This is a genomic window from Acinetobacter sp. YH12136 (assembly GCF_013418545.1).
GTDB classification, from domain to species: domain Bacteria; phylum Pseudomonadota; class Gammaproteobacteria; order Pseudomonadales; family Moraxellaceae; genus Acinetobacter; species Acinetobacter towneri.
This window is the reverse complement of the sequence record NZ_VPBV01000001.1, coordinates 85986-108933: the sequence shown is the minus strand read 5'-3', so window position 1 is coordinate 108933 and position 22948 is coordinate 85986. Positions and strand designations below refer to the sequence as shown.

Below are 22948 nucleotides of genomic sequence, written 5' to 3'. Positions count from 1 at the left end.
ATTAGAGCAAAAGCTTTAAAATGATTGAAGAAAATGTCGACAACATTACAGCCTTTATCTCTTATTTATAATCAAAAATCAGGATTTCATGCCACACAGCAAGAAGGTGTCTATGAAGAACTGTTGCATGTTTTGTCACAGCATGGTTTTGAAATCCAATTGTTTGAAATGGGTGAAATCGCCAATTTTGATCAACTGATGCAACAGGTATTAGCACGGCATCAAGCAGCGCATTTAAGCGGTGTAGTGGTTGCAGCAGGTGGTGATGGTACTTTAAATGCAGTGGCGGCTAAACTGAAAGGCACTCACATTCCGATGGGTATTTTGCCTTTAGGCACGTTTAATTACGTGGCGCGTTTATTGAATATTCCACTGGATTTAATTGAAGCCGCACAGGTCATTGCCACAGGCACGACGCGAGCTGTGCATGTGGCACAAATCAATCAACATATTTATTTAAACAATGCCAGTTTGGGTTTGTATCCTTTATTCATTCAAAAGCGCGAGCGTTATAACCAATATTTAGGACGTTTACCTTTGCATGCCTATACTTCAGGTTTGGATGTGCTGATTCGTGACCGTAAAGAGTTAAAATTAAAAATTGCAGTCGATGGCAAACTTTATCCCTTAAAAACCCCGTTGATTTTCTTTGGCAATAATCAATTGCAATTATCTGAAATGAATTTACGTATTGCGCAAGCGGCAGAACAGGGCAAAGTTGCGGGTGTCGTGGTTGCCAAAAGCGATAAGCTGACTTTATTTAAAATTTTATGGCAAATGATTCAGGGCAAACTAGATCAAGCCAGTGATGTTTATAGTTTTGCTGCAGATCAGGTGGTAATTCACAGTACACAGACGCAGCTGACCGTGGCGATAGATGGGGAAATTGTCAAAATGCGTCCGCCATTACATATTTCGGTGCAGAAGAATGCACTCAACATTAAGGTGCCGCATGCTGTTGCATCTGTCTGATTTGCATTTCGGCACTGAAAATGTGGCTTGTATGCAGGCAGTACAACAACTGTGTGCAAGTATGCGACCAGAAGCGGTAGTGGTGAGCGGCGATTTAACTCAACGCGCACGTTATGCACAATTTTATGCCTGTAAGCATTTTTTAGACAGTTTAGATGTGCCGTATTTGGTAGTACCAGGTAATCACGATATTCCGCTGTTTCATCTCTGGAAAAGGTTTTTGAGTCCATTCGCCCGTTATCAGCTGTTTTTTGGACGCATGGAAAGTGTGTTGGAAACGCAACATTTTTATCTGATAGGCGTAAATAGTATTCGACGCCGTTTTCATACTCGCGGGCATATTTCTTTAAGTCAAATTCAGGAAGTTGAAGCTTTGCTACAAGTTGCGCCAAGTAATAAGTTTAAAATTTTGGTGGCGCATCAACCATTTTATACACCACCAGATGATCGCCACAGCATTAAAGATTGCCCAGTGTTGGGGCGAATTGCCTTAGAGCAGTGGAGCAAAAATGGTTTGTATGCCTTGCTGCATGGGCATTTACATCAACCAGCCGTGTATGACTTAAATCAAATTTATGCCTTAGGTGTAGCGCATCCTGTGCTGGATATTCATGCAGGTACTGCAATTTCATATCGTTTGCATCAAGGTATGCCGAATAGCTTAAATGTATTGTGTAACAATGGTGATGTGCAGCATTACATTTTTGATGCTGAAAAAAAGCAATTTGTGTTGTGGCAACAAAATGCAGAATAAAACACCGACCTAGCCAATTTGTCTAAAAAAACAACAAAAACTGAAATATTTTTATCTTTCCCCCTTGAAGCGTTTATTTCCATCCCCACAACAGTGTCATCTAAAATTTATTTTGATGATGACCAAAGGAATAATTAAGTCGTCATCAGGAATCTATACATAGACTTAGTCTGATGGAGTTATTTATGAGCAACATTCGTCCATTACATGACCGCGTAGTTATTCGTCGTGTTGAAGAAGAAACAAAAACAGCTGGCGGTATTTTGCTTCCAGGTTCTGCTGCAGAAAAACCAGCTCAAGGTGAAGTGATTGCAGTAGGTAATGGTCAAATCACAGACAATGGCGTACGCGCTTTAGACGTAAAAGTGGGCGACAAAGTCTTGTTTGGTACTTATGCAGGCACCACAGTTAAAGTAGACGGTGAAGAACTTCTAATTATGAAAGAGTCTGATATTTTAGCGGTACTTGAAGGCTAAGTTCAGAACTCATATTCAAAGCAAATTTGAACATTATTTAAAAATATTTGGAGTTAAACATGTCAGCTAAAGACGTAAAATTTGGTGATTCAGCTCGTACAAAAATGATTGCAGGTGTGAACGTACTTGCAGATGCTGTGAAAGTAACTTTAGGCCCTAAAGGCCGTAACGTAGTGATTGACCGTTCTTTCGGTGCACCGCACATCACTAAAGATGGTGTATCTGTTGCGAAAGAAATCACCCTGAAAGACAAATTTGAAAACATGGGTGCGCAATTAGTTCGTGAAGTGTCAAGTAAAACCAATGACATCGCAGGTGACGGTACAACGACTGCAACAGTACTTGCACAAGCCATTTTAAATGAGGGCATCAAATCTGTAACTGCGGGCATGAACCCAATGGATTTGAAACGTGGTATCGACCTTGCTGTAAAGGCAGTCGTTGCAGACATTAGAGCAACGGCTAAACCTGCTTCTGACACGAAAGCGATTGAGCAAGTAGGTTCTATTTCTGCAAACTCGGACACGACTGTGGGCAAGTTAATTGCAGAAGCAATGGAACGCGTTGGTAAAGAAGGCGTAATCACTGTTGAAGAAGGTTCAGGCTTTGAAGACGCGCTTGACGTTGTAGAAGGTATGCAGTTTGATCGTGGTTATATCTCACCATACTTCGCGAACAAACAAGATACTTTGACTGCAGAACTTGAAAACCCGTTCATTCTTCTTGTTGATAAAAAAATCAGCAACATTCGTGAACTGATTACTGTCCTAGAAGCGGTTGCAAAAACAGGTAAGCCTCTTCTGATCATCGCTGAAGATGTTGAAGGCGAAGCGTTGGCAACACTTGTTGTAAACAACATGCGCGGCATCATTAAAGTATGTGCAGTGAAAGCACCTGGTTTTGGTGATCGTCGTAAAGCAATGCTTCAAGATATCGCGATCCTGACTGGCGGTACTGTGATTTCTGAAGAAATTGGTATGCAGTTAGATCAAACTTCACTTGAACACTTAGGTACTGCACATAAAGTAACTGTATCTAAAGAAAATACAGTGATTGTTGATGGTGCTGGTGATGCAAATCAGATTTCTGAGCGTGTTCAGCAAATCCGTGCGCAAATCGAAGAATCTACTTCTGAATATGACAAAGAAAAACTTCAAGAACGTGTTGCTAAATTAGCAGGCGGTGTAGCAGTCATCAAAATTGGTGCTGCAACTGAAGTTGAAATGAAAGAGAAGAAAGACCGTGTGGATGATGCGCTTCACGCAACTCGCGCTGCGGTTGAAGAAGGTGTTGTTGCAGGTGGTGGTGTTGCACTGGTACGTGCTGCATCTGCACTTGATGGTCTGACTGGTGCTAACGATGACCAAAACGTAGGTATCAACATTCTTCGTCGTGCAATCGAAGCGCCGCTTCGTCAAATCGTATCCAATGCTGGTGATGAGCCATCTGTAGTAATCAATGCTGTGAAGAACGGTGAAGGTAACTATGGTTATAATGCTGCGACTGGTGAATATGGCGACATGCTGGAAATGGGTATTCTTGACCCTGCAAAAGTAACTCGTTCTGCACTTGAGCATGCAGCGTCTGTTGCTGGCTTAATGTTAACTACGGAATGTATGATTACTGAAATTCCAGAAGAAAAACCAGCTATGCCTGATATGGGCGGCATGGGTGGCATGGGCGGTATGATGTAATACATCTGCTGGTCATTCGATCATAAAAATCCCCGCAATTGCGGGGATTTTTTTAAATTATCAATAAAAGTTATATTTTTAATTTAAAATAAATTAGAATCAGTGACTTAGGTTGAACTGCTAGAATTAAGTGTTAACCACATTGTATTTTGATGGTAAACAAAAAATAGTTTTGGTTTTAAGATTTTTTATTGGTTTATCTTTGTACACGACAAAAAAAGATAACTCATTGAAATAATAGCATAATACTTGTTTTCTGACGACGAATATGATGACACATTTCAATGAGTTAGGACTTACGCATTGACGGATTCAAAAAAGTATTAGAATACTTTATAAAGTATCTATGATCAGACGAATTAAACATGCTTCTACAGCAACTTGTACTCTACCCATTTATATGGGCTTTCTCATGACAGAACCGAACTCTATTAGCTGCACACAACTTGCCGAGACTTATAATATCTCGCATGATAGTGTAAATCGCTTTCTAGAGCGTGAAGACTACACACCTCACGACCTATATCAAGAATCAATTCAACATGTTGATAATAACAAACTTATAGTCAGTATTGATGATACTGTTTTAGATTAACCATATAGTCAACATATGGACTTAGTTAGCTATTTTGGCTCAGGCAAACACCACCGATCCGTCAAGGGTATTAATCCCATTACCTTTTATGCGACAGATCAAAATGGTCAAAATATTCCAATTAATTTCCGAATTTATGACAAATCTGAAAGTAAAACCAAGAATGATTACTTTATGGATATGTTAAGTGAAGTACTCAGTTGGGGTGCAAAGATTCAATTTATTACAGGTGATAGTTGGTATTCATCGACTGGAAATTTAAAAACCATAAGAAAATACGGTATTCGATTTATGTTTGGTATCGACTGTAACCGTAAGGTTTCCCCAGAAAAAGGACAATGGTTTCAACTGCGTTTATTGCCAGATTTCCATCAGGGTCAAGTGGTCTGGCTCAAAGATTTTGGCTTTGTACAATTATTTAAGACACAATTAAAAGAACAGTAGATGTTTTATATTGTGCATCAAGATGAAGATGATTTATTGTCCTTTGAGGGTTTTTATTAATTACATTCAAGTCATTGGGAAATAGAGCAATATCACCGGGTGATTAAACAGGTTTGTCATATTGAAAAGTTTCAAGTAAGACGATCTGAACTGATTTAAAATCATATTTTTTCAGCCTTGATGGCCTACGTTGAGATACAAAAGAACCAGTTTGAGCGGATCTTTGAAAATATATATCGTTGGCAGAAGAAATTATTTAGACCAATGATCAAAAACTTTATTGATGACTTTATTCTCGATACAAATCATCTGCTACCACAGAGAATCTATAAATAATAGTGCGTAAGTACTATTTTTATTGAAAAATAAATCAGATTTTGATTGATAAATTTGTTGTGTTTTGTATATTATTACCACAGGACCGCGGTGGCGGTGGGGTATGAATGGCGTAATTCCCTTTTAACCACGCATTCGTAACGGTTTTGCTGGTTTACATGATCCTAGGGTAGGCCAGTCTTTTTATAAAAATTGAAGGAAATTTATATGAAATTTCAAAAATCTCTATTGGCAGCAGCATTAGCAGTTGTAGGTTTTGGTGCACAAGCTGCACCAGTTACTGAATCTGGTGAAGCAAACGTTTACAAATATTCAAATGGTGAAGATGTCCTTTATAAGATCAAAGTTACCAATGACGAAGGAACTGTGTTTGCTGATGGCTGGTATAAAAAAGCAGAAAACGGTGACTTATCAAAATTTGAAGGTGATGTTGCTGGGTATTCAACTCTAGTTTCTGGTGGTCAGTTAGAAACTAAAATTACTTATGATAATCAGGATCCAATTGTTGCTGGTGGTGACCTAAGCGACGAAGATCGTAACTACTACTATGCTTATAATAATAGCGTTACTATTCCTGGTAGTACCGTTGGTTTTGAAATGAATGGTCAATTGGTTAATACTGACTTAACAGGTGTTAATGGTATTCCAGCAGAAGAGCAAATTGAAGCAGAATATCCTCTTGACCAATTAGAACCTACAGGCTCATTAGTTAAGAAAGATATTGAAATTGGTAACTTAACTAAAGATAGTTTAGGCAGCACGAGTAACCGCGATTTTACTATTGCTGGTGATAATGTTTACGGTACTGTAGCAACAGCTGCAGCATCAACAACAACTACGGTAACTAGCACCTCTGTAACAGGTTTAACAGGTAATGGTTTAACTGTTGTTGATGCTCCGAAGGGTTCTATTGTCGACTTAGAAAAAGGTACTGTAACTACAGTTAAATTATCTGATGATGCGAAAACTACTCGTACAGAATTGCAAGCATTTGCAGCAGAAGATGGCGCTCGTGTATTTGAAATTCAAAATAAATATTACCAAGTTGAAGGCAATAAATTAGTTGACTTTAAAGGTGATGTTGACGAATTAACTCTAGTTGGTGCTGGTGTTGCAGATACAACTACAGGCGGTTCAGTTGATACTTTAGTTAATACAGGTTTTGTTTCTAGCCAAAATGTAACTTATGGTGAGTCTAAGACTTCAGTTGTAAATGGTACTTCAATTAATGTAGCAAGTACAGATCCAAATGTAGCTAACCCTGAAAGTGGTGATGTATACCAAGTTACAGCAGCTGGACAAACGACTTCATCATCTAAAGATGTTAAAACTGGTATTATTGCAGTAGATCAAGCAGGTAATAAAACTTACGGTTTACAAGCTACAAATACTACAGATGGTAAAGTTACAGCGCAAACTACAGTAACTGCAGCTGGCATTGAAACTACTGGTGACATCGCTTTTGTTGATGCTGCTACTGGTGCAAAAACTTCTGTGAAAGGCTACTTAGAAGAAACTTCTAAAGCTGTTGATGCTAAAGTTGATGCTGCTTTAGTAGAAGTTGATTCTCGTTTAACTCAATTCAATTCTACAGCAGCTCGTTTAAACAGCCGTATTGATGACGTAGAGCAAACTGCTTACCGTGGTATTGCGATTGCTTTAGCTGCTCAACAACAAATTCCTAACATCGGCGCAGGTCAATTCGCAGTATTCGGTGGTGTAGGTCACTATGAAGGTGAAACTGCTGGTGCTTTAGGTGTTGCAAGCGTATTCGCTGATGGCCGTACTTCTCTAAGTGCTGCTCTTGGTTTCGCTGGCGGTAACGAAGTTGGTGGCCGTGTAGGTGTTTCATATGTGTTTGGCGGTAAATAATTTACCTTCAACATAGTTGAAATAAAATCCCCGCAATTGCGGGGATTTTTTATAAGCAGGCCAATAAAAAATACAATAAAATAAAACTAAAGTTAATGCATAAAAAAGTAAGAAAAAGATAAATATATCGAAAATAACTAGGGTCTGTTGACATTTCATAAAGGCAGCCACAGATAAATACAAGCTAAGGCAACTGCGCTTTGAAAGTTTCGCTTTAGTTTATCATACCGTGTAGCAATTCCTCGGAATTGCTTCAAACGACAAAATACATTCTCAACTAAGTGTCTGATTTTATATAAATACCAGTCCATATGATCATTACTTGATCTTGTGTTTGATTTCTTCGGTATATTCGCTTTAGCACTTCTATTTTTAATCTGCTCTCTTAATGTTTCAGAATCATAGCCTTTATCCATACAGACCATTTCAGTGTCAGTTAAATGTAATTGTTCGACTAAAATAGGGGCAACTTTGACATCATGGGTTGTTCCATCTGAAATAATAAATTCGATCGGGTTACCGTGAGAGTCAACAGCTAAGTGGATTTTAGAACTATTACCCCCAACACTTTTTGAAATATCATGATCAGGGATTCCTGCTGAATGTTGGTGTGCTCTAACATGAGTAGGATCAACAAATATCCATTCATGATCCGCGCTCTCTGAGAATATTTTAAATATTTTCATTAGCTTATCTTTGCTAGACCAACGATTGTACTTTTGAAAAATTGAGTTAGGATTAACAAAGAGCTCGGGTAAATCTCTCCAAGGGCATCCTGTTCTAATACGATATAGGATTGCCTCAAAAAAATTTCTCAAATTTGATTTGAGATAAATATTAAACTTCTTGCGTTAGTCAAATTTTAAGCAGCCAAAAGCTATATTTTATGAGGCTTTAGCCAATTCAAAAATTAGATAAAACTATACTTTCGCAAGAAGTCTATTAAATTTGCGGACAATAGCTTTTAACTTAGACCATGTTGATCATTCAACATTGTACGAGGCATGGCGAGGGCTTTGGTGCACAAAAATTTCATAACTATATGATTTTAAAGGTTTTGATTACTTTTTGATACAAAATTAAATTTATTTAAATCAGATGCTTACATATTTATGCAACAAAGCCCATGGCGAGTAGTGAATTTAGTTTGGCGATTGAATTTTACTATCTCGCTATTTTTTTTACAGCAAATGTCAACAGCCCCTAAATGTATGATGAGCTTTTTTATTAAATTGGTAGTGCTTAATGATTAAGCTGGGGGGAGATATGAAAGAACAAGAACACCAGATCATTGGGTTAATTTATGATGCCGCGATGGATACGCGTTTATGGCCGCAATTAATTGAAAAAATTGTTCAATATACAGACAGTAAAACCGCCATTTTTACTGCCTTAGATCAATTTAGCCCAAGTTACGATTTTTTATTTAGCCATAATATTCCAGATGAAGCTTTGCATGCCTATCGTGATGAGCGGATTCGCGTGATTGACATGCAGTTGCACCGAGTATTGTGGGAAAATTTAGGTGTGGGGCAAGTAGCGAGCTCGGATTTATCGCATTATGGGGAAAACCCTGAAAGTGATGAATATATCTTTTATGAACGGTGTTTGAATCCGACGGGAATTAGTTATATCTCGGCTGTTTTGCTCGATCAGGGTTCACATCGTTGGGCAGTTTTAGGATTACATCGTGCGCCAGATGTAGCGCCGTATCAACAAAAAGAGTTGGATTTTTTAAAGCATTTGGGTGTGCATTTGCGCCGTGCTTTAAAATCCATCGTCAGTTTAGTTTGGTTAAACAAGAAAATTTAAGTTTGTATAGCGTGCTCGATCATTTAAAAACAGGTGTAATTTTGCTTGATCATCAGCTGAGTTTGATTTATTCAAACCCTGTAGCTCAAAGCATGCTGGAACACGATTCATGTTTAGGTTTGGACTTGTATAATTGTTTAAAAACAAATGCTTATGATCAAAATCGTTTAGATCAATTATTGAACTCAGCCTTATTGGGACAGTCGGCATTAAACGCAGATGTAGGCGGTGTATTGTCTTTGTCAGATGCGAAAGGACAACAATTAATGCTGACTATCGTACCTTGTTCTAAATTAAAAAATATGCAGCATCAAAATGCAGGACAACATCAAATTGCGGTATTTCTGACCGATAAACATCAGCACTATGCCTTGTCTAAAGCCTATTTGCAGCAAGCTTATCAATTATCTAAACGTGAGTTTGAGTTGTGTGAGTTGTTGTTGAATGGTTATAAGTTAGAAGAAATTGCGGAACATTGCGGGATTACCCTCAGTTCGGTGCGCACTTATTTTAAAAATATTTATGAAAAAACCCAATGCAACTCGCAAATTGAACTTATGCATTTATTAATGGGTTGTACCATTCATTTTGAGCATATTGGTTAAAGCTGCCTAAGTTTGGCTTAGGCAGCTTTTGAATATGTTTAGTTACTACGTTGTAGGGTAACAGAGTCTTCGCCTTGCGGATGCAAGGTCAGGCTTGTTCCTGAGATGCTGTAAGTTGCATTCACTTTACTGCCATCCCAAGAGTCTTGTAAGCCACCGCAATCGTTGGTGTCATATAACACTTCTGTTGCGGCAAGTGTATTGGCTGTCATTGAATATTTGCCATATTCAATACCTGGGTTAGCGCAATCATCATCGCCTTCAGTGTCTAACAAGAAATAGAATCCTGTGTCAAAGAAAGCAAATAAATGAGTTTGATTAAATTGCCAAGTGCCGACTAAACCTGATGATTGTTTGACTTTAGTTAAAATATAGGTGCTATTACTTCCTACATCAGTCAGCACTAGATCTGTACCGTTATAACTTAGGCGGTAATGACCATCATTGTCTGGATGTGAAAGCCCGTAGTCTCCATTAGTATCTACTGAGATCACAGGGCTCAGCGCTGAAGTTAAAGCATTCCAATTTAGTCGTCCTGTTTCGATACCAGACTTCCCTGTTTCATCAGCTACATCTGCTTCACCTAGCGCATAACGTCCGTCTGGTAAAATATGTAATAAAACAGCAGATGTGTTGGTGCGTCCAATTTCCCAAGTTCCAGCAATATCTTTATAAAAGGTGGCTTGGAAGTTTTCTGCAGCTTTTTCTGGTGTCACGATTCGATCTAATGGGATATCGGTTTTAGGGATCACTTCATTGACAAACGTAGTTGAAAACTCTGCGGGTGCTTGCTCGAAATTCATATTCACAGCGGTTAAGGCTGTTTGAATATCTGGTTTAATTTCGATCCCATTACTATGGTCGCCATCATGATCTAACGTTTGTAAAAACACCATTAAATTTGTTCGGGCATTTTCTGATTCGGCTAAATCTAGTGGTGTAATACGTGCTTTGGCTTCAATCGCTTCACCCAGTTGGACATCGCCAATAAAGAAGCGGACAGTATCACCCTCTGCATATTCAAACTCACCTTTATCATTGGTGAAGTCTTCAAAACTTTCACCTGAACTCGAGGTTCTGAGATATTTAACCCCAGTTACAGGTCCATCGGTCAGTATCCCAGTTTTTAGGGAGCTTGAAGGTGGGGGAGCAGAACTACCAGAATCATTGTCTGAACCGCCACATGCACTCAGTAAGCCTGCTAAAGTTAAGCATAATAAAGTTTTTTTCATCACGAATTCCTTGTTATTCAAATTATCATGTCTGCAGTATAGAAATTAGATGAGTTTAGGTGCTATCCCAAAATTGGGAGGGTGTACACAAAAATCTGTGAGAAAAAATGAAGACCAATCAATATTTTTGTGACAAAACTAGATTTTTTGATGTGCAGTCATCGAAGTTCTATTTAGCTGTGTTAATTTGAAACACGGTTTCAAGTTTTTTTGATGATTTTCATCCACTTGATTCATTTCATATAAATCTCATTATTGTTATCTATAAGTGATCCAGTTTTATGCTGTCTAAATTTTTTATTGAACGTCCAATTTTTGCAGGTGTGCTCGCTATTATGGTGATGGCACTCGGGATTTTTTCAGTATTAAATTTACCAGTAGAACGTTATCCAGACATTGCACCACCTCGTATCACTGTCAGCGCAACCTATACGGGAGCTTCGGCAGAAACGGTGGAAGAAAGCGTCACACAGGTTTTAGAACAGCAAATTAAAGGCTTAGATCACTTACTGTATTTCAGTTCTAGCAGTGATTCTTCAGGACGAAGTCGCATCAGCATTAGCTTTGAAAATGGTACCAACCCCGATACCGCACAAGTCCAGGTACAAAATGCGATTAATGGCGCAATTAACCGCTTACCTGAAGATGTGCAGCGTCAGGGGGTAAATGTCTTTAAATCATTGGGTGATACCCACATGGTCATTGGGCTGTACGATGCCACAGGCAAAAGCAGCAATATAGCCTTGTCTGACTATATGATGAGTCATTTAGAGCAAGAGTTGGCACGCATTGAAGGTGTGGGTGAGGTCGATGTTTTTGGTGCGCAATATGCAATGCGGATTTGGCTGAATCCGATAAAGTTAAAACAATATGTGCTGATGCCAAGTGATGTACGTGCTGCGGTATTGGCACAAAATACTCAAGTTGCAGCAGGGGCAATTGGTGAATTACCCACAGCACAAGAACAATATCTCAATGCCAAAGTCACCTCAGGTTCACGCTTAAAAACGGTAGAAAAATTTGAAAATATTATTTTAAAAGCAGATCAGGCAGGTGGCTTTGTTTATTTAAAAGATGTGGCACGTATTGAACTTGGTGCAGAAAATTATCAAAGCTTTAATACCATTAATGGTTTTCCATCGGCAGGGATGGGGATTTCATTATCTTCTGGTGCCAATGCGTTACAAACTTCAGCCTTAATTCAAAAACAAATTGAGCATTTAAAACAACAATTGCCCGAAGGTTACCAAATTGTCTATCCACGCGATAACACACCTTTCGTGCAGGAATCAATTAAAGAAGTGGTGAAAACTTTAATTGAAGCGGTAATTTTAGTCGTCATTGTGATGTTCTTGTTTTTACAAAACTGGCGCGCGACGCTCATTCCTACCGTAACCGTGCCTGTAGTGATTTTAGGCACCATGGCCGTGTTGCAACTCTTTGGGATGAGTATTAACACGCTGACCTTATTCGCTTTGGTCTTAGCCATTGGTTTATTGGTGGATGATGCGATTGTCGTGGTGGAAAACGTCGAGCGTTTAATGCACGAACAGCAGCTCTCGGCTAAACAGGCATCTATCGCATCTATGCAGGAAATTAGCGGTGCTTTGGTCGGCATTACCTTGGTTTTGACCGCAGTATTTATTCCAATGGCATTTTTTGGTGGTTCGACTGGAGTAATTTATCGCCAGTTTTCTATCACCTTAGTCACTGCGATGGTGCTGTCTTTAGGTGTGGCCTTAATTTTAACGCCTGCTTTGTGTGCCTTGATTTTAAAACCCAATCCACAACCAGCCCAATGGGCCATCTGGTTTAATCAAAAACTGGAACGCTTAAAACAACACTATCTCAAATTATCAGGCTGGACGATTCAGCATAAAGCGGTGTGTCTGGTTATTTTTGCAGGTTTATTGACGGTGTTTGCCTTGTTTTACCGTGCCTTACCTACCAGTTTTATCCCGAATGAAGATCAGGGCATGTTGTCGGTGCAATTTAAATTACAGGAAGGTGCGCCGTTGTCTAAAAGTCGTGAAGTGGGCGAAAGCATACGTGAATACTTTATGCAGCATGAAGCCCACAATGTTGATTTGGTGATGATTCGTTATGGACGTAATTTTTCGGGAACAGGGCAGAATTTAGGGCAGGGTTTTATTGCGCTAAAACATTGGGATGAGCGTCAAGGGCAACAGCATACCGCACAAGCTATTCGTGAACGTGCCATGCAGCATTTTCGACAGCATCCCAATGCACAAATTACCATTGGCATGCCCGCAGCAGTTCGTGGTTTGGGGCAAACCGATGGCTTAGAGTTCTGGATGCGCGATGTGAATGGTACAGGACGCGATTTTTTAATTCAGCAATTTCAAAATTTACAGCAGCAAGCCGCTCAATATCAAAGCTTTAAAAATTTAGATCAACGTGCCAATCCTGAAAAAGCGGAGTTAAACGTCACGATTGATCAGAAACAGGCGATGGCAGCAGGTTTAAATCAAACGGCTATTAACAGTACCTTAGCGGCAGCTTGGGGCGGCAGTTATATCAACGACTTTATTGACCGTGGTCGAATTAAACGCGTAATTATGCAGGGTGATGCCGAGTTTCGTGGTAAACCTGAAGATTTGAATCAATGGTCGGTACGCAGTCAGCAAAATCAAATGGTACCTTTTAGCCAGTTTGCTCAACTCAGTTGGAGCGGTGGGCCAGAAGTCGTCAATCGTTTTATGGGGTATAGCGCCGTGCAAATGGAAGCCGATACTGCCGAAGGATATAGCTCAGGGCAGGCGATGCGTGATTTAGAACAGATGGTGGCACAGCAGCAGGGCATTGACTTGGCATGGAGTGGGTTGTCTTTTGAAGAAAATCAGTCCAGCAATCAGGCTTTGTTACTGTATTTGGTTTCCATCGGGTTTATTTTCTTATGCCTTGCTGCCTTGTATGAAAGTTGGAGTATTCCAACAGCCGTGATGAGTGCCATTCCTTTAGGAATTGGTGGAAATATTATTTTCAGCTATTTGGCAGGTTTCCCGAACGACATTTATTTCCAAATTGCCTTGCTTACCACCATTGGTTTGTCATGTAAAAATGCCATTTTAATTGTGGAGTTTGCTTCGGCTGCGCAGCAACAAGGCAAACAGGTGATTCAAGCCGCTTTAGAAGGTGCAAGCTTACGGCTCAGACCTATTTTAATGACCTCATTGGCATTTGGTGCAGGTATTTTGCCGCTAGTATTTGCCTTTGGTGCAGGTGCAGCAAGCCGTCAGGAAATTGGGGTGAGTGTTTTAGGTGGAGTTATTTTTGGCACAATTTTAGTGCTTGTTTTTATTCCGTTTATGTATGTGCTGGTTCGTTCTATATTTCAAGTGAATCGTTCATCACCCATAAACTAAAGATGTTTTTTATTAGGCACTTAGCAAAATTATAGGCTATGATATGAAACGCTAAAAATCTTGTATAAATCTACAGATTTTCGGGTTTTTAAGGGTTGGTTTGGGCTGAGAAACTTTGCCCATTCTTCATTTTACGTTTTGGAATGATGGAGTGGGTGAGATTAATGACCAATCTGCACGCTGAACAGTTAGAACAAGCCTTGCAATTACATCAGTCAAGTACAGTGCGCAGCTTGATCGATGGTATCAACCCTGCCGATTTAGCCGACTTAATGCAGCACTTGAGTCTGAAAGCACAGCTGAGTTTAATTGAACAAATTGACAGTGCTGCCTTGGTGATGGAGTTTTTACCACTGCATTCGCAACATCAAATTGCAGAGGCGATGGCACCGCAGCAATTGGTCAAACTGATTTCAGCCATGCATTCAGATGACCGCACCGACTTATTTAAGTTACTTTCTCCGCATTTACAGCGTTTTGTCAGCTTACACATTACGGAAGAAAAACGCGCACAGATTCAGACTTTAGCGCGATATCCTGAAGAATCTGCGGGCGCGATTATGAGTTCGGATTTCGTGGTGCTCTCGCCAGAACTGAACATGCAGCAAGCCATAGATGAATTACGCAGAATGACCACAGATCGGGAAACTTTGTACCTGATTTATATTGTCGATGAACTGATGAAACTATTGGGGGTGATTTCTTTAAGAGAAATAATTCAAAACCCGCCTGAACAGAAAATTAAAAATGTGATGCGCACAGATTTAGTCACTGGTTTAGTGACAGAAGATCAGGAAAGTATCGCGCAAAAACTCAGCCATTATGATTTTTTGGCCTTACCGATTGTAGATGATGCACAGCATTTACTGGGGATTGTCACCTATGATGATGCGATGGACGTGGTACAGGCAGAAACTACAGAAGACTTTTTAAAATCAAGTGCGGTAGCGTCTTCACCTGGCATGAGTATAAAAACTGCGCCAATTTTATTTTTATATCGCAAACGTGTGTTTTGGTTGGTGATTTTGGTATTTGGCAGTTTATTGTCTGGAATTGGCATTGCGCATTATGAAGACACTATTGCAGCACATATTGTACTGGTTTTTTTCTTGCCGCTTTTGGTCGGTAGTGGTGGTAATGCGGGTTCTCAGTCTGCGACCTTAATGGTACGGGCACTGGCTACAGGTGATGTGCAATTTAAAGATTGGCTGCATTTACTCGGACGTGAAAGTTTGGTGGCGCTATGTTTGGGTGGAACTATGGCTTTTGCGGTTTCAATTTTAGGCTATTACCGTGGCGATATGATGGTGTCTGTGGTATTGGCACTGAGTATGCTGGGCATTGTGCTGATGGGCTGTTTAATTGGCATGAGTTTGCCTTTTATTTTGCATCGCCTGAAACTAGACCCTGCCAGTGCCTCTGCGCCTTTGGTAACCTCGATTTGTGATGCAACGGGCGTGGTGGTGTACTTATTTATTGCTTCACAGTTGTTACTTTAAACACTGTCGGTGATGATGACTTATTCAAGACCTCATCTTAAACTTTTTGCATTGATCAAAATTCTGTTTATAAAATCATAACAGACCTGAGTAAAAAACTGCTTTATTCTCAAGTAGATTGCATTTACCCAACGATACGTTTTCTATGCCAGAACCTGCATCTTCAAAAAAACTTAGCCAGCAAGAGGTGATTCGCTTAGAGCGCGATTTAGCCAAGTTTGCCAATATGATGGATTCTGTGGTGCGTATTCCATTTACCAAGCAGGGCGTGGGAGCAGATGCCGCATTAGGCACTGTACCTGTCGCGGGGGATGTCGCAGGTTTTGCACTGACCTGTTATGCGATTTATAAAGCCAAACAAATTGGTGTACCACAAACCAAACTCACTCCCGTGATTAAACTTGCTGTGATGGATGCAGTAGTTGGTTTTGTGCCAATTGTCGGCACAGTATTTGATGTATTTATTCGTCCAAGCCGTAAAGCTTTAGATGTAGTGCATACGCATATCCGTGAAGAATATCAGATTCACAGTGAGCATCATGTGGTACATCCTTTTTTACATGAGCGATTGGAACGTAAACAGCAGCAGTCAGCATTTTGGCGTAATCCTGTAGTGGCATGGCTGTGGCTACATTTGCCTGATTTGCTTGGTGTGATTTTTCTTATTTTCTTTATTTGGGCAGCATGGCTCGGTGCAAGTTGGTTGTGGCACTGGTCACAAAGTTTTGCTGTTTAAATGAACCTGTTTAAAGTACAAAACCATCTGGCAGATCTAATTTACAGACATGAAAAAAGCTTCCCTGAGGAAGCTTTTTGGTGTCGCTGTTACAATATCTTGCTAGCAGTATTAAGGTAAATTTAATTGCTGTAAAGCTGCAACACGTTGTTCAATGCTTGGGTGAGTTTGGAATAACGCTGCCAAGCTAAAACCTTCTTCTTTACCTGCAGAAATCGCAAAAGCTTTCATTTCTTTTGGCATTGCATCAGGCATTTCAGATTCTGCCTGTAAACGTAATAATGCAGAAATCATGGCTTGCTTACCTGCCAAACGTGCACCTGCTTCATCGGCACGGTATTCACGTTGACGCGAGAACCACATCACGATTGAAGAGGCCAAAATACCAAATACGATATCCAGTACAATGGTAATTGCAAAATAAGCCAAGCCTGGTGCTTCGCCATCTTCACGACCAAATACGTTACGGTCAATGAAGTCACCTGCAACACGGGCAAAGAACATGACGAATGCGTTGACCACACCTTGAATCAGTGCCAAGGTCACCATGTCACCATTGGCAACGTGACCAATTTCGTGTGCCAAAACTGCACGTAATTCATCTTTGTTCATACGCTCAAGCAGCCCTGTAGATACAGCGACTAAAGCATCGTTTTTATTCCAACCTGTTGCAAAAGCATTCGATTGGTAAGAAGGGAAAATACCCACTTCTGGCATTTTGATACCAGCACGTTGCGACAACTGCGCAACTTCATTTAATAACCACGCTTCAGCTTGGTTACGAGGTGCATTCGGGTCAATTAATTCAGTCCCAGTTGTTTTTTTCGCCATCCATTTAGACATGAATAGTGAAATTAAAGAGCCAACCATACCAAAGACAAAACAGATGACCAACAGGTTGCCTAGGTTTAAGCCACCCGCGCCATGGTAACTACCGACACCGAAGAGTGACAAAATTATGCCAGCTACAACCAGTACCGCGAGGTTGGTTAGCAAGAACAAACCAATCCGCATCATTGAGTAAATCCTCTTATATTAAAAATGTAATCTGATTTATTAATAAACCATGCCGTAAATATGCGGTGTATGTATTAAAAATTCAAGAAAAAATAATAAAACTGTACTAAAAATATTTTGCGCTGATACTGCAATTGGCATTTCAAAAAGGCTTGCGTTGCCGCAAGCTCAAATGAAGTGCTGCAGCTTTTATTCTGAAATAAAAATACGTGCCGAAGCCGTGGCATTCCCTGTCGCGTATGAACCTGCAGGTGCATCGGTAAAGCGACCATCGGCGGCCATAATAATTTGACGTTGTGGGCGTTTGTTTGCCGCCACTTGATGACTACTGGCAGTGTAACTCTCTGACTGCGCAATCACTTGAGCATTTTGACTCTGAGTATTGCTATTGTTATTTGCCGTAATCGCATTGTTATTAGCACTTGCACTAACACCGTTGGCATACAGGTTGCTATAACGACTGGTCACACGACGTACATAGTCCTGAGTTTCACGAAAAGGTGGTACACCGCCGTATTTTGCAACATTGCCTTCGCCCGCGTTATAACCCGCCAAAGCTAAAGTGGTGTTGCCATTAAAGCGTTTGAGTAACCAAGCCAAGTATTTTGCACCCGCCATAATGTTTTCATGCGGGTCATAAGCGTTGCTGACATTAAAACGTCGTGCTGTCGCAGGCATGAGCTGCATTAGACCTTGTGCACCGACAGGCGAGCGGGCGTTGACATTAAAACCTGATTCGGTATGCATCACTGCTTTAATTAGACCTTCTGAAACACCGTGTTGTTGTGCTGCTTGCTGAATAATGTGGTCAAAGGCGTTTTTATTGCGGCTATAACTTGGCAATACCGACGCTTCGGAATTGCCCCAGTTGCGATAACTGTGAATATTGCTGTCTGGATAATATGTGACTTTTACTTTTGTCAGTGAACGATCTGCACTTTTGCGGTTAGTCAGCAAGGTACTGCCATTGCTGTCCTTATACATATAAATTTGACCTGCGTGCGTTGTCGTTGCCAAAGGCATGATGCTGGCAGTCCCCAAAATATACAGTAAAAAGGCATTAATTTTATTGTTCATGCTGTGAATACACTAAAAGCTGTCCCCAAACAGTTATGAGGAGTTTAACAAAAATCTCACAGATGAAAAGGCTTTGTACAAATTCATTTACAGTAGTGTCGAAAAAAATCAAGCTTAATTGCTGACAGAGTAATCAAAAAAAATATTTATTTTTTTTTAATTGGATCAGCTTGACACACTTAAGTGTATGATTTTAAATTAAAATAAAATCGATCAAAAAGTAATCAATTTAAAGAGAAGCCTTAGAATAACGGCAAGAGGCGTTGTCAAGTTGTTTTAAATCCACAAAGTTATCCACAGCTTTTGTGGAAAACTGTGGAAAAGTCCAAAAGATAAGCATCTTGGCGAAAAAGTGAACCTGAGGGTTCAAACTTGCCGCAGAAAAAACGATCTGCGCAGACAAAAATAAAGTGTGCAAACAGAAATGAACGCGCAGTCAGAAATTAAGTTCTCTGACGAAAAGGAAGATTGCGATGAAATTACATTCTTTTGATGCGGGATTGGTCTGAATCGGCTAAAATTGCGCGGTAATTTTTTTCATGGGTTAATCGCGTCTATGTTCTCACCAGTTGAGTCCGATCAAGGCTTTAATTTCAAACCAGAACTTCCAACCAGCTCTGCGTATTATCGTTTGTTGAAAAAGCTGCGTCGCCAAGTCGGGCATGCGATTCGTGACTTCAACATGATTGAAGATGGCGATAAAGTCATGGTGTGTATTTCTGGTGGTAAAGACAGTTATACCTTGCTGGACATTATGTTGCAGTTCAAGCGCATCGCACCCATCAATTTTGATGTGGTGGCTGTGAACTTAGACCAAAAGCAACCGGGCTTCCCTGAAGATGTATTGCCGCGTTATTTAGAAGAAAATAACATCCCATATTACATTTTAGAAAAAGACACCTATAGCATCACCAAGCGTTTAACGCCTGAAGGTAAAACTTACTGTGCAGTGTGTTCGCGTTTGCGTCGTGGTTCTTTGTATGGCTTTGCGCAGGAAATAGGGGCAACCAAAGTGGCGCTTGGGCATCACCGTGATGATATTTTGGCGACTTTTTTCTTAAACTTGTTCCATGGCGGTAGCTTAAAAGCCATGCCACCGAAGTTGTTGTCATCAGACAAGAAAAATATGCTGATTCGTCCACTGGCTTATGTGGAAGAAAAAGACATCATTAAATATGCAGAAATGCGTAAATTCCCAATTATTCCGTGTAACTTGTGTGGTTCACAGGAAAACTTACAGCGTGCCATTATTAACGACATGTTACGTGAGTGGGATAAAGCACATCCTAAGCGTTTGCACAGTATTTTTGGCGCATTACAGAATGTATCGCCATCGCAGTTGGCAGACCGTGAATTATTCGACTTTGAAGCGTTAGACAGCCAGCGCGTATTTGATTTTGCCGATCAGGCCGAACAAAACGCAGCAGAGCAAAACAAACGCATCAATATGGTCAATTTAGGCTACGCTGCAGACTAAGCGATAACAGCCTGTCAATCCCTTTAAAATGTAATCAACACCAAGCCAGAGCTTGGTGTTTTTTTATGAATTTGATTTATTTGAGAAAGTCGTCATTTCGACTAAAAATACAAAAACTGAACGTCCCGTACAAAATTTCTTAGCCTTTCACGAAAGGTTCATGCTATAACAATCAGCAAGCAAAACAGCTTAATAATGATGGTGTCTGGATAGACAACACACATGCACAAATATATTGAGGAAAAATCATGCCTGCTTTTTTAACTGATGATTGGTTTGCAACTGTAGAAAATCTAACGGCTCAAGCTGGTGATTTAAACCTACCTCCAGCACTTGCAAATCTGGCAATTAACTTAGTGGTGACTGATGCTGCAGGCAACACAGAATTGTCTTTAGATGGCGGTAAAATCCAAAAAGGTTTGGCGGACAACGCAAAAACAACATTAAATATGGATGCGGAAACTTTACGTAAAGTATTCCTAGAGTTTGACATGGCGGCTGCTATGCAAGCCTTTATGACAGGTAAAATCAAAGTACAGGGCGATATGTCACAATTAATGGCATTACAAACTGCAAAACCAAGCCAAGAACAAAAAGACTTATTTAAGAAGATTCTTGAGCAATCTGCTTAATTCAAGCGATTTACGCTGTAGCAGGCGAATTTCCCGCTATAGTACAAAAAAGCCTAGCTGAAGTATCAACTAGGCTTTTTTATGCACTGCAGCTTTAACAGCGCATTATTCATGTTTGAATTGCAGCTGATATACACTGCAACTCAATCACGCGAGGTAAATTTTAGATATTCACCAATTGCGGTGTGGTCTTAATATGCTCAAGGTAGGCGCGAATACGAGTCACATATTGCACTGCTTGACGATAACGACCGTTGCTCGCTTTGTTACGGTCTAAATACGCATATAGGTTAACCCAATTGTTCGGGTTTTTGCCTTGTGAGCGAATACGCTTCTGAATTTGACTGACTGCACCAGGACCCATGTTATAAGCGACTAGGGCATACCAGTTACGATCAGGAAATGGAATATGCTCATAACGGCTCAGCATTTGGTCATAATACTTAGCACCACCCTGAATACTTTGTGCAGGATCGGTACGGTTGCTTACGCCCATCGCTTTGGCTGTATTATTGGTCAGCATCATAATACCGCGCACACCTGTTGGCGAAACCGAGTTGGGTTTGAGGTAAGATTCCTGATAACCAATTGCCGCCAAAAGATGCCAGTCTAAATCGTACTGCGTGGCAGTCTTTTTAAAGTTGGCCTTATATAAAGGTAAACGATTACGCAAATCCCGCTGGATCACATCCCACGATTCTTGTTTGACCACATTACGATTATAAAATGAAGCCAATTGGGTAATTGAGCCGTTTTGCTTGCCACGACAAACAAAGTTGCTTGCGGTTTGGCTAAGAGGATCATCTGCGTGTTTAAACACCCAGTTCAGCTCACTATTTAAACCATTACGCTTTAAAGTATTTAAATCGCCACAACTGGCAGAAAATGCCGTGAGTTGCTGCTTTTCGATGCTTTGGATACTCGACGTGGTCATGGCAAAGTTCGCTTTACCAGAAGACACCCATTTTAAAGCGGTCGCATTGTCGCTTACCGTTTTAAATTCGAGTTTCACATTCATGCTGTCGGCATAGTTACGCACAAGGTCATAACCAAAGCCATGTAAATGTTGTCCATCTTTAAACACTGTGGTTGGATTTTCCACAGACACAACGGTCAATTTGTTCTGATTGACGACGCTGTCAAATTGATGAACGGCTTTGCCTGCGTTAATACTGTGGAATGGGAGAAGAACAGTACTGAAAGCGAGGACTTTGAATGGGAGGCGATTAAAAAATGAGTGAAGGCTAAGCCTAGACCCAGACGTTGAACTACTGTGCATGTTGGCTCCGCTACAAGTAATTTATGCCCTAAAAAGCAAAGGCAACACACCTTAAACTTTTTCAAGTTTGATAAATTCAATAAGGGTTGGGCAGTCATGACGTCATTCAAAATGACTTGGGATTAAAGGGAAAATGTGTAAAATTTATACACAGGTTAAAAAGTGATCAAAACTAAAAGATGTGCGAATAATAAAGATGAAAATTTTGGATGTCAAATTTTGTACATAAATTTTTTGAAAAATGTAACATAAGATATTCATTTCATTGAGAAATAAATTTTATAAATTTTTATTGTGTATAAAAATGCAATAAAATATAGGATTGATGTTAACCAAATGTAAAAAACTGGCTGCAAAAACACCATGAAATCTAACTTAATTACACGTTCTGGACACGATAAACTCGTGGCAGAGTTACAGCATTTGTGGCATGAAGAACGCCCTGAAATCACCAAAAAAGTAAACTGGGCGGCAAGCCTCGGCGATCGCTCTGAAAACGCAGATTACCAATATAACAAACAGCTTTTGCGTAAAATTGACCGTCGGGTACGTTATTTGGGCAAGCGTTTAGAAGAGCTGCGTATTGTCGATTTTGCACCAGAACAAGAGGGTAAAGTATATTTTGGCGCATGGGTCGAAATTGAAAATGAACAAGGCGAGCAAAAGACCTTGAGAATTGTGGGCGTGGATGAAATTTATGATCATCATCCACAACATATTTCGATTGATTCACCTATGGCTAGAGCTTTGTTGTCTAAACAGGTAGATGATGAGGTGGAAGTGCAGACGCCGTTAGGCAAAAAGAGCTGGTTTATTAATTCGATACGCTATGAAAAGCCTGAAATTGCAGAAAATGACTGATTTTTGATTTTATTTTGAACATTTGGATCATAATTTTTAGAAAATATTTGCCAAGCTGAATTTTTCTTTATATGATAGCCGCCATTGGAAGCGTGGCAGAGCGGTTTAATGCACCGGTCTTGAAAACCGACGAGGGTGTGAGTCCTCCGTGAGTTCGAATCTCACCGCTTCCGCCAAATATCAATGACTTAG

18 protein-coding genes, 1 tRNA gene and 1 pseudogene are annotated in these 22948 nt (G+C 40.2%); 15 read left to right on the top strand and 5 right to left on the bottom strand.

Going from position 1 to position 22948, the window contains the following annotated elements; translation table 11 throughout:
* Positions 1-33 precede the first annotated feature (33 nt).
* The 6 genes and pseudogenes from FTU71_RS00505 to FTU71_RS00480 all read left to right on the top strand — a co-directional run bounded on the left by FTU71_RS00505 (position 34) and on the right by FTU71_RS00480 (position 7143).
* Positions 34-972, top strand: a complete 939-nt coding sequence (locus FTU71_RS00505; RefSeq protein ID WP_180111154.1) for a diacylglycerol kinase family protein — start codon at positions 34-36, stop codon at positions 970-972.
* On the top strand, positions 953-1726 hold the full coding sequence (locus FTU71_RS00500) for a metallophosphoesterase (RefSeq protein ID WP_180111152.1): 774 nt from the start codon (positions 953-955) through the stop codon (positions 1724-1726). The genes FTU71_RS00505 and FTU71_RS00500 overlap by 20 nt, the downstream gene beginning before the upstream one ends.
* Positions 1727-1911: 185 nt before the next feature.
* Positions 1912-2202: a co-chaperone GroES gene (gene groES, locus FTU71_RS00495; RefSeq protein WP_004972131.1), complete on the top strand. Its 291-nt coding sequence runs from the start codon at positions 1912-1914 to the stop codon at positions 2200-2202.
* Between the two features lie 59 nt (positions 2203-2261).
* Positions 2262-3896, top strand: coding sequence for a chaperonin GroEL (gene groL / locus FTU71_RS00490; protein ID WP_180111150.1), 1635 nt, complete (start codon positions 2262-2264; stop codon positions 3894-3896).
* A 346-nt stretch (positions 3897-4242) separates the two neighbouring features.
* Positions 4243-5271: pseudogene (locus tag FTU71_RS00485) on the top strand (transposase).
* Between the two features lie 207 nt (positions 5272-5478).
* Positions 5479-7143, top strand: coding sequence for a YadA-like family protein (locus FTU71_RS00480; protein WP_257222407.1), 1665 nt, complete (start codon positions 5479-5481; stop codon positions 7141-7143).
* Between the two features lie 155 nt (positions 7144-7298).
* Here FTU71_RS00480 and FTU71_RS00475 read toward each other — a convergent pair whose 3' ends face one another.
* A complete protein-coding gene (locus FTU71_RS00475) occupies positions 7299-7979 on the bottom strand; it encodes an IS5 family transposase (protein ID WP_180111174.1) in 681 nt (226 codons plus the stop codon).
* 430 nt (positions 7980-8409) lie between these two features.
* On the opposite strand from FTU71_RS00475, the gene FTU71_RS14545 reads away from it, so the two are divergent.
* A complete protein-coding gene (locus tag FTU71_RS14545) occupies positions 8410-8955 on the top strand; it encodes a hypothetical protein (RefSeq protein WP_257222406.1) in 546 nt (181 codons plus the stop codon).
* Positions 8934-9560, top strand: coding sequence for a LuxR C-terminal-related transcriptional regulator (locus FTU71_RS14540; protein WP_257222405.1), 627 nt, complete (start codon positions 8934-8936; stop codon positions 9558-9560). The genes FTU71_RS14545 and FTU71_RS14540 overlap by 22 nt, the downstream gene beginning before the upstream one ends.
* Before the next feature lie 38 nt (positions 9561-9598).
* On the opposite strand, the gene FTU71_RS00465 is transcribed toward FTU71_RS14540, so the two are convergent.
* Complete coding sequence (locus tag FTU71_RS00465; protein WP_180111148.1) at positions 9599-10792, bottom strand: hypothetical protein; 1194 nt, start codon at positions 10790-10792, stop codon at positions 9599-9601.
* A 281-nt stretch (positions 10793-11073) separates the two neighbouring features.
* Between FTU71_RS00465 and FTU71_RS00460 the strand changes: the two genes are divergently transcribed.
* The 3 genes from FTU71_RS00460 to FTU71_RS00450 all read left to right on the top strand — a co-directional run bounded on the left by FTU71_RS00460 (position 11074) and on the right by FTU71_RS00450 (position 16413).
* Positions 11074-14178, top strand: a complete 3105-nt coding sequence (locus tag FTU71_RS00460; RefSeq protein ID WP_180111146.1) for a multidrug efflux RND transporter permease subunit — start codon at positions 11074-11076, stop codon at positions 14176-14178.
* Between the two features lie 164 nt (positions 14179-14342).
* On the top strand, positions 14343-15677 hold the full coding sequence (gene mgtE, locus FTU71_RS00455; RefSeq protein ID WP_179988559.1) for a magnesium transporter: 1335 nt from the start codon (positions 14343-14345) through the stop codon (positions 15675-15677).
* A 145-nt stretch (positions 15678-15822) separates the two neighbouring features.
* Positions 15823-16413, top strand: a complete 591-nt coding sequence (locus tag FTU71_RS00450; protein WP_004972119.1) for a DUF4112 domain-containing protein — start codon at positions 15823-15825, stop codon at positions 16411-16413.
* Between the two features lie 111 nt (positions 16414-16524).
* Here the strand turns inward: FTU71_RS00450 and htpX are convergent, their stop codons facing one another.
* Both htpX and FTU71_RS00440 read right to left on the bottom strand, forming a co-directional pair.
* Positions 16525-17430 carry a protease HtpX gene (htpX, locus tag FTU71_RS00445; protein WP_004972117.1) on the bottom strand — a complete coding sequence of 302 codons (906 nt, stop codon included), beginning with the start codon at positions 17428-17430 and terminating at the stop codon, positions 16525-16527.
* A gap of 189 nt (positions 17431-17619) precedes the next feature.
* Positions 17620-18507, bottom strand: coding sequence for a lytic transglycosylase domain-containing protein (locus tag FTU71_RS00440; protein ID WP_154320953.1), 888 nt, complete (start codon positions 18505-18507; stop codon positions 17620-17622).
* A 556-nt stretch (positions 18508-19063) separates the two neighbouring features.
* Between FTU71_RS00440 and ttcA the strand changes: the two genes are divergently transcribed.
* Positions 19064-19984: a tRNA 2-thiocytidine(32) synthetase TtcA gene (gene ttcA / locus FTU71_RS00435; protein WP_104853169.1), complete on the top strand. Its 921-nt coding sequence runs from the start codon at positions 19064-19066 to the stop codon at positions 19982-19984.
* A gap of 248 nt (positions 19985-20232) precedes the next feature.
* Positions 20233-20616, top strand: coding sequence for an SCP2 sterol-binding domain-containing protein (locus tag FTU71_RS00430; RefSeq protein ID WP_004972111.1), 384 nt, complete (start codon positions 20233-20235; stop codon positions 20614-20616).
* A gap of 163 nt (positions 20617-20779) precedes the next feature.
* On the opposite strand, the gene FTU71_RS00425 is transcribed toward FTU71_RS00430, so the two are convergent.
* The gene (locus FTU71_RS00425; protein ID WP_004972108.1) at positions 20780-21895 is read right to left on the bottom strand and encodes a transglycosylase SLT domain-containing protein; all 1116 of its coding nucleotides are present in this window, start codon (positions 21893-21895) and stop codon (positions 20780-20782) included.
* Positions 21896-22258: 363 nt separating this feature from the next.
* On the opposite strand from FTU71_RS00425, the gene greB reads away from it, so the two are divergent.
* Positions 22259-22756: a transcription elongation factor GreB gene (gene greB, locus FTU71_RS00420; RefSeq protein ID WP_004972106.1), complete on the top strand. Its 498-nt coding sequence runs from the start codon at positions 22259-22261 to the stop codon at positions 22754-22756.
* Between the two features lie 86 nt (positions 22757-22842).
* Positions 22843-22932 (top strand) — tRNA-Ser (locus FTU71_RS00415).
* The last annotated feature ends 16 nt before the right edge of the window (positions 22933-22948 follow it).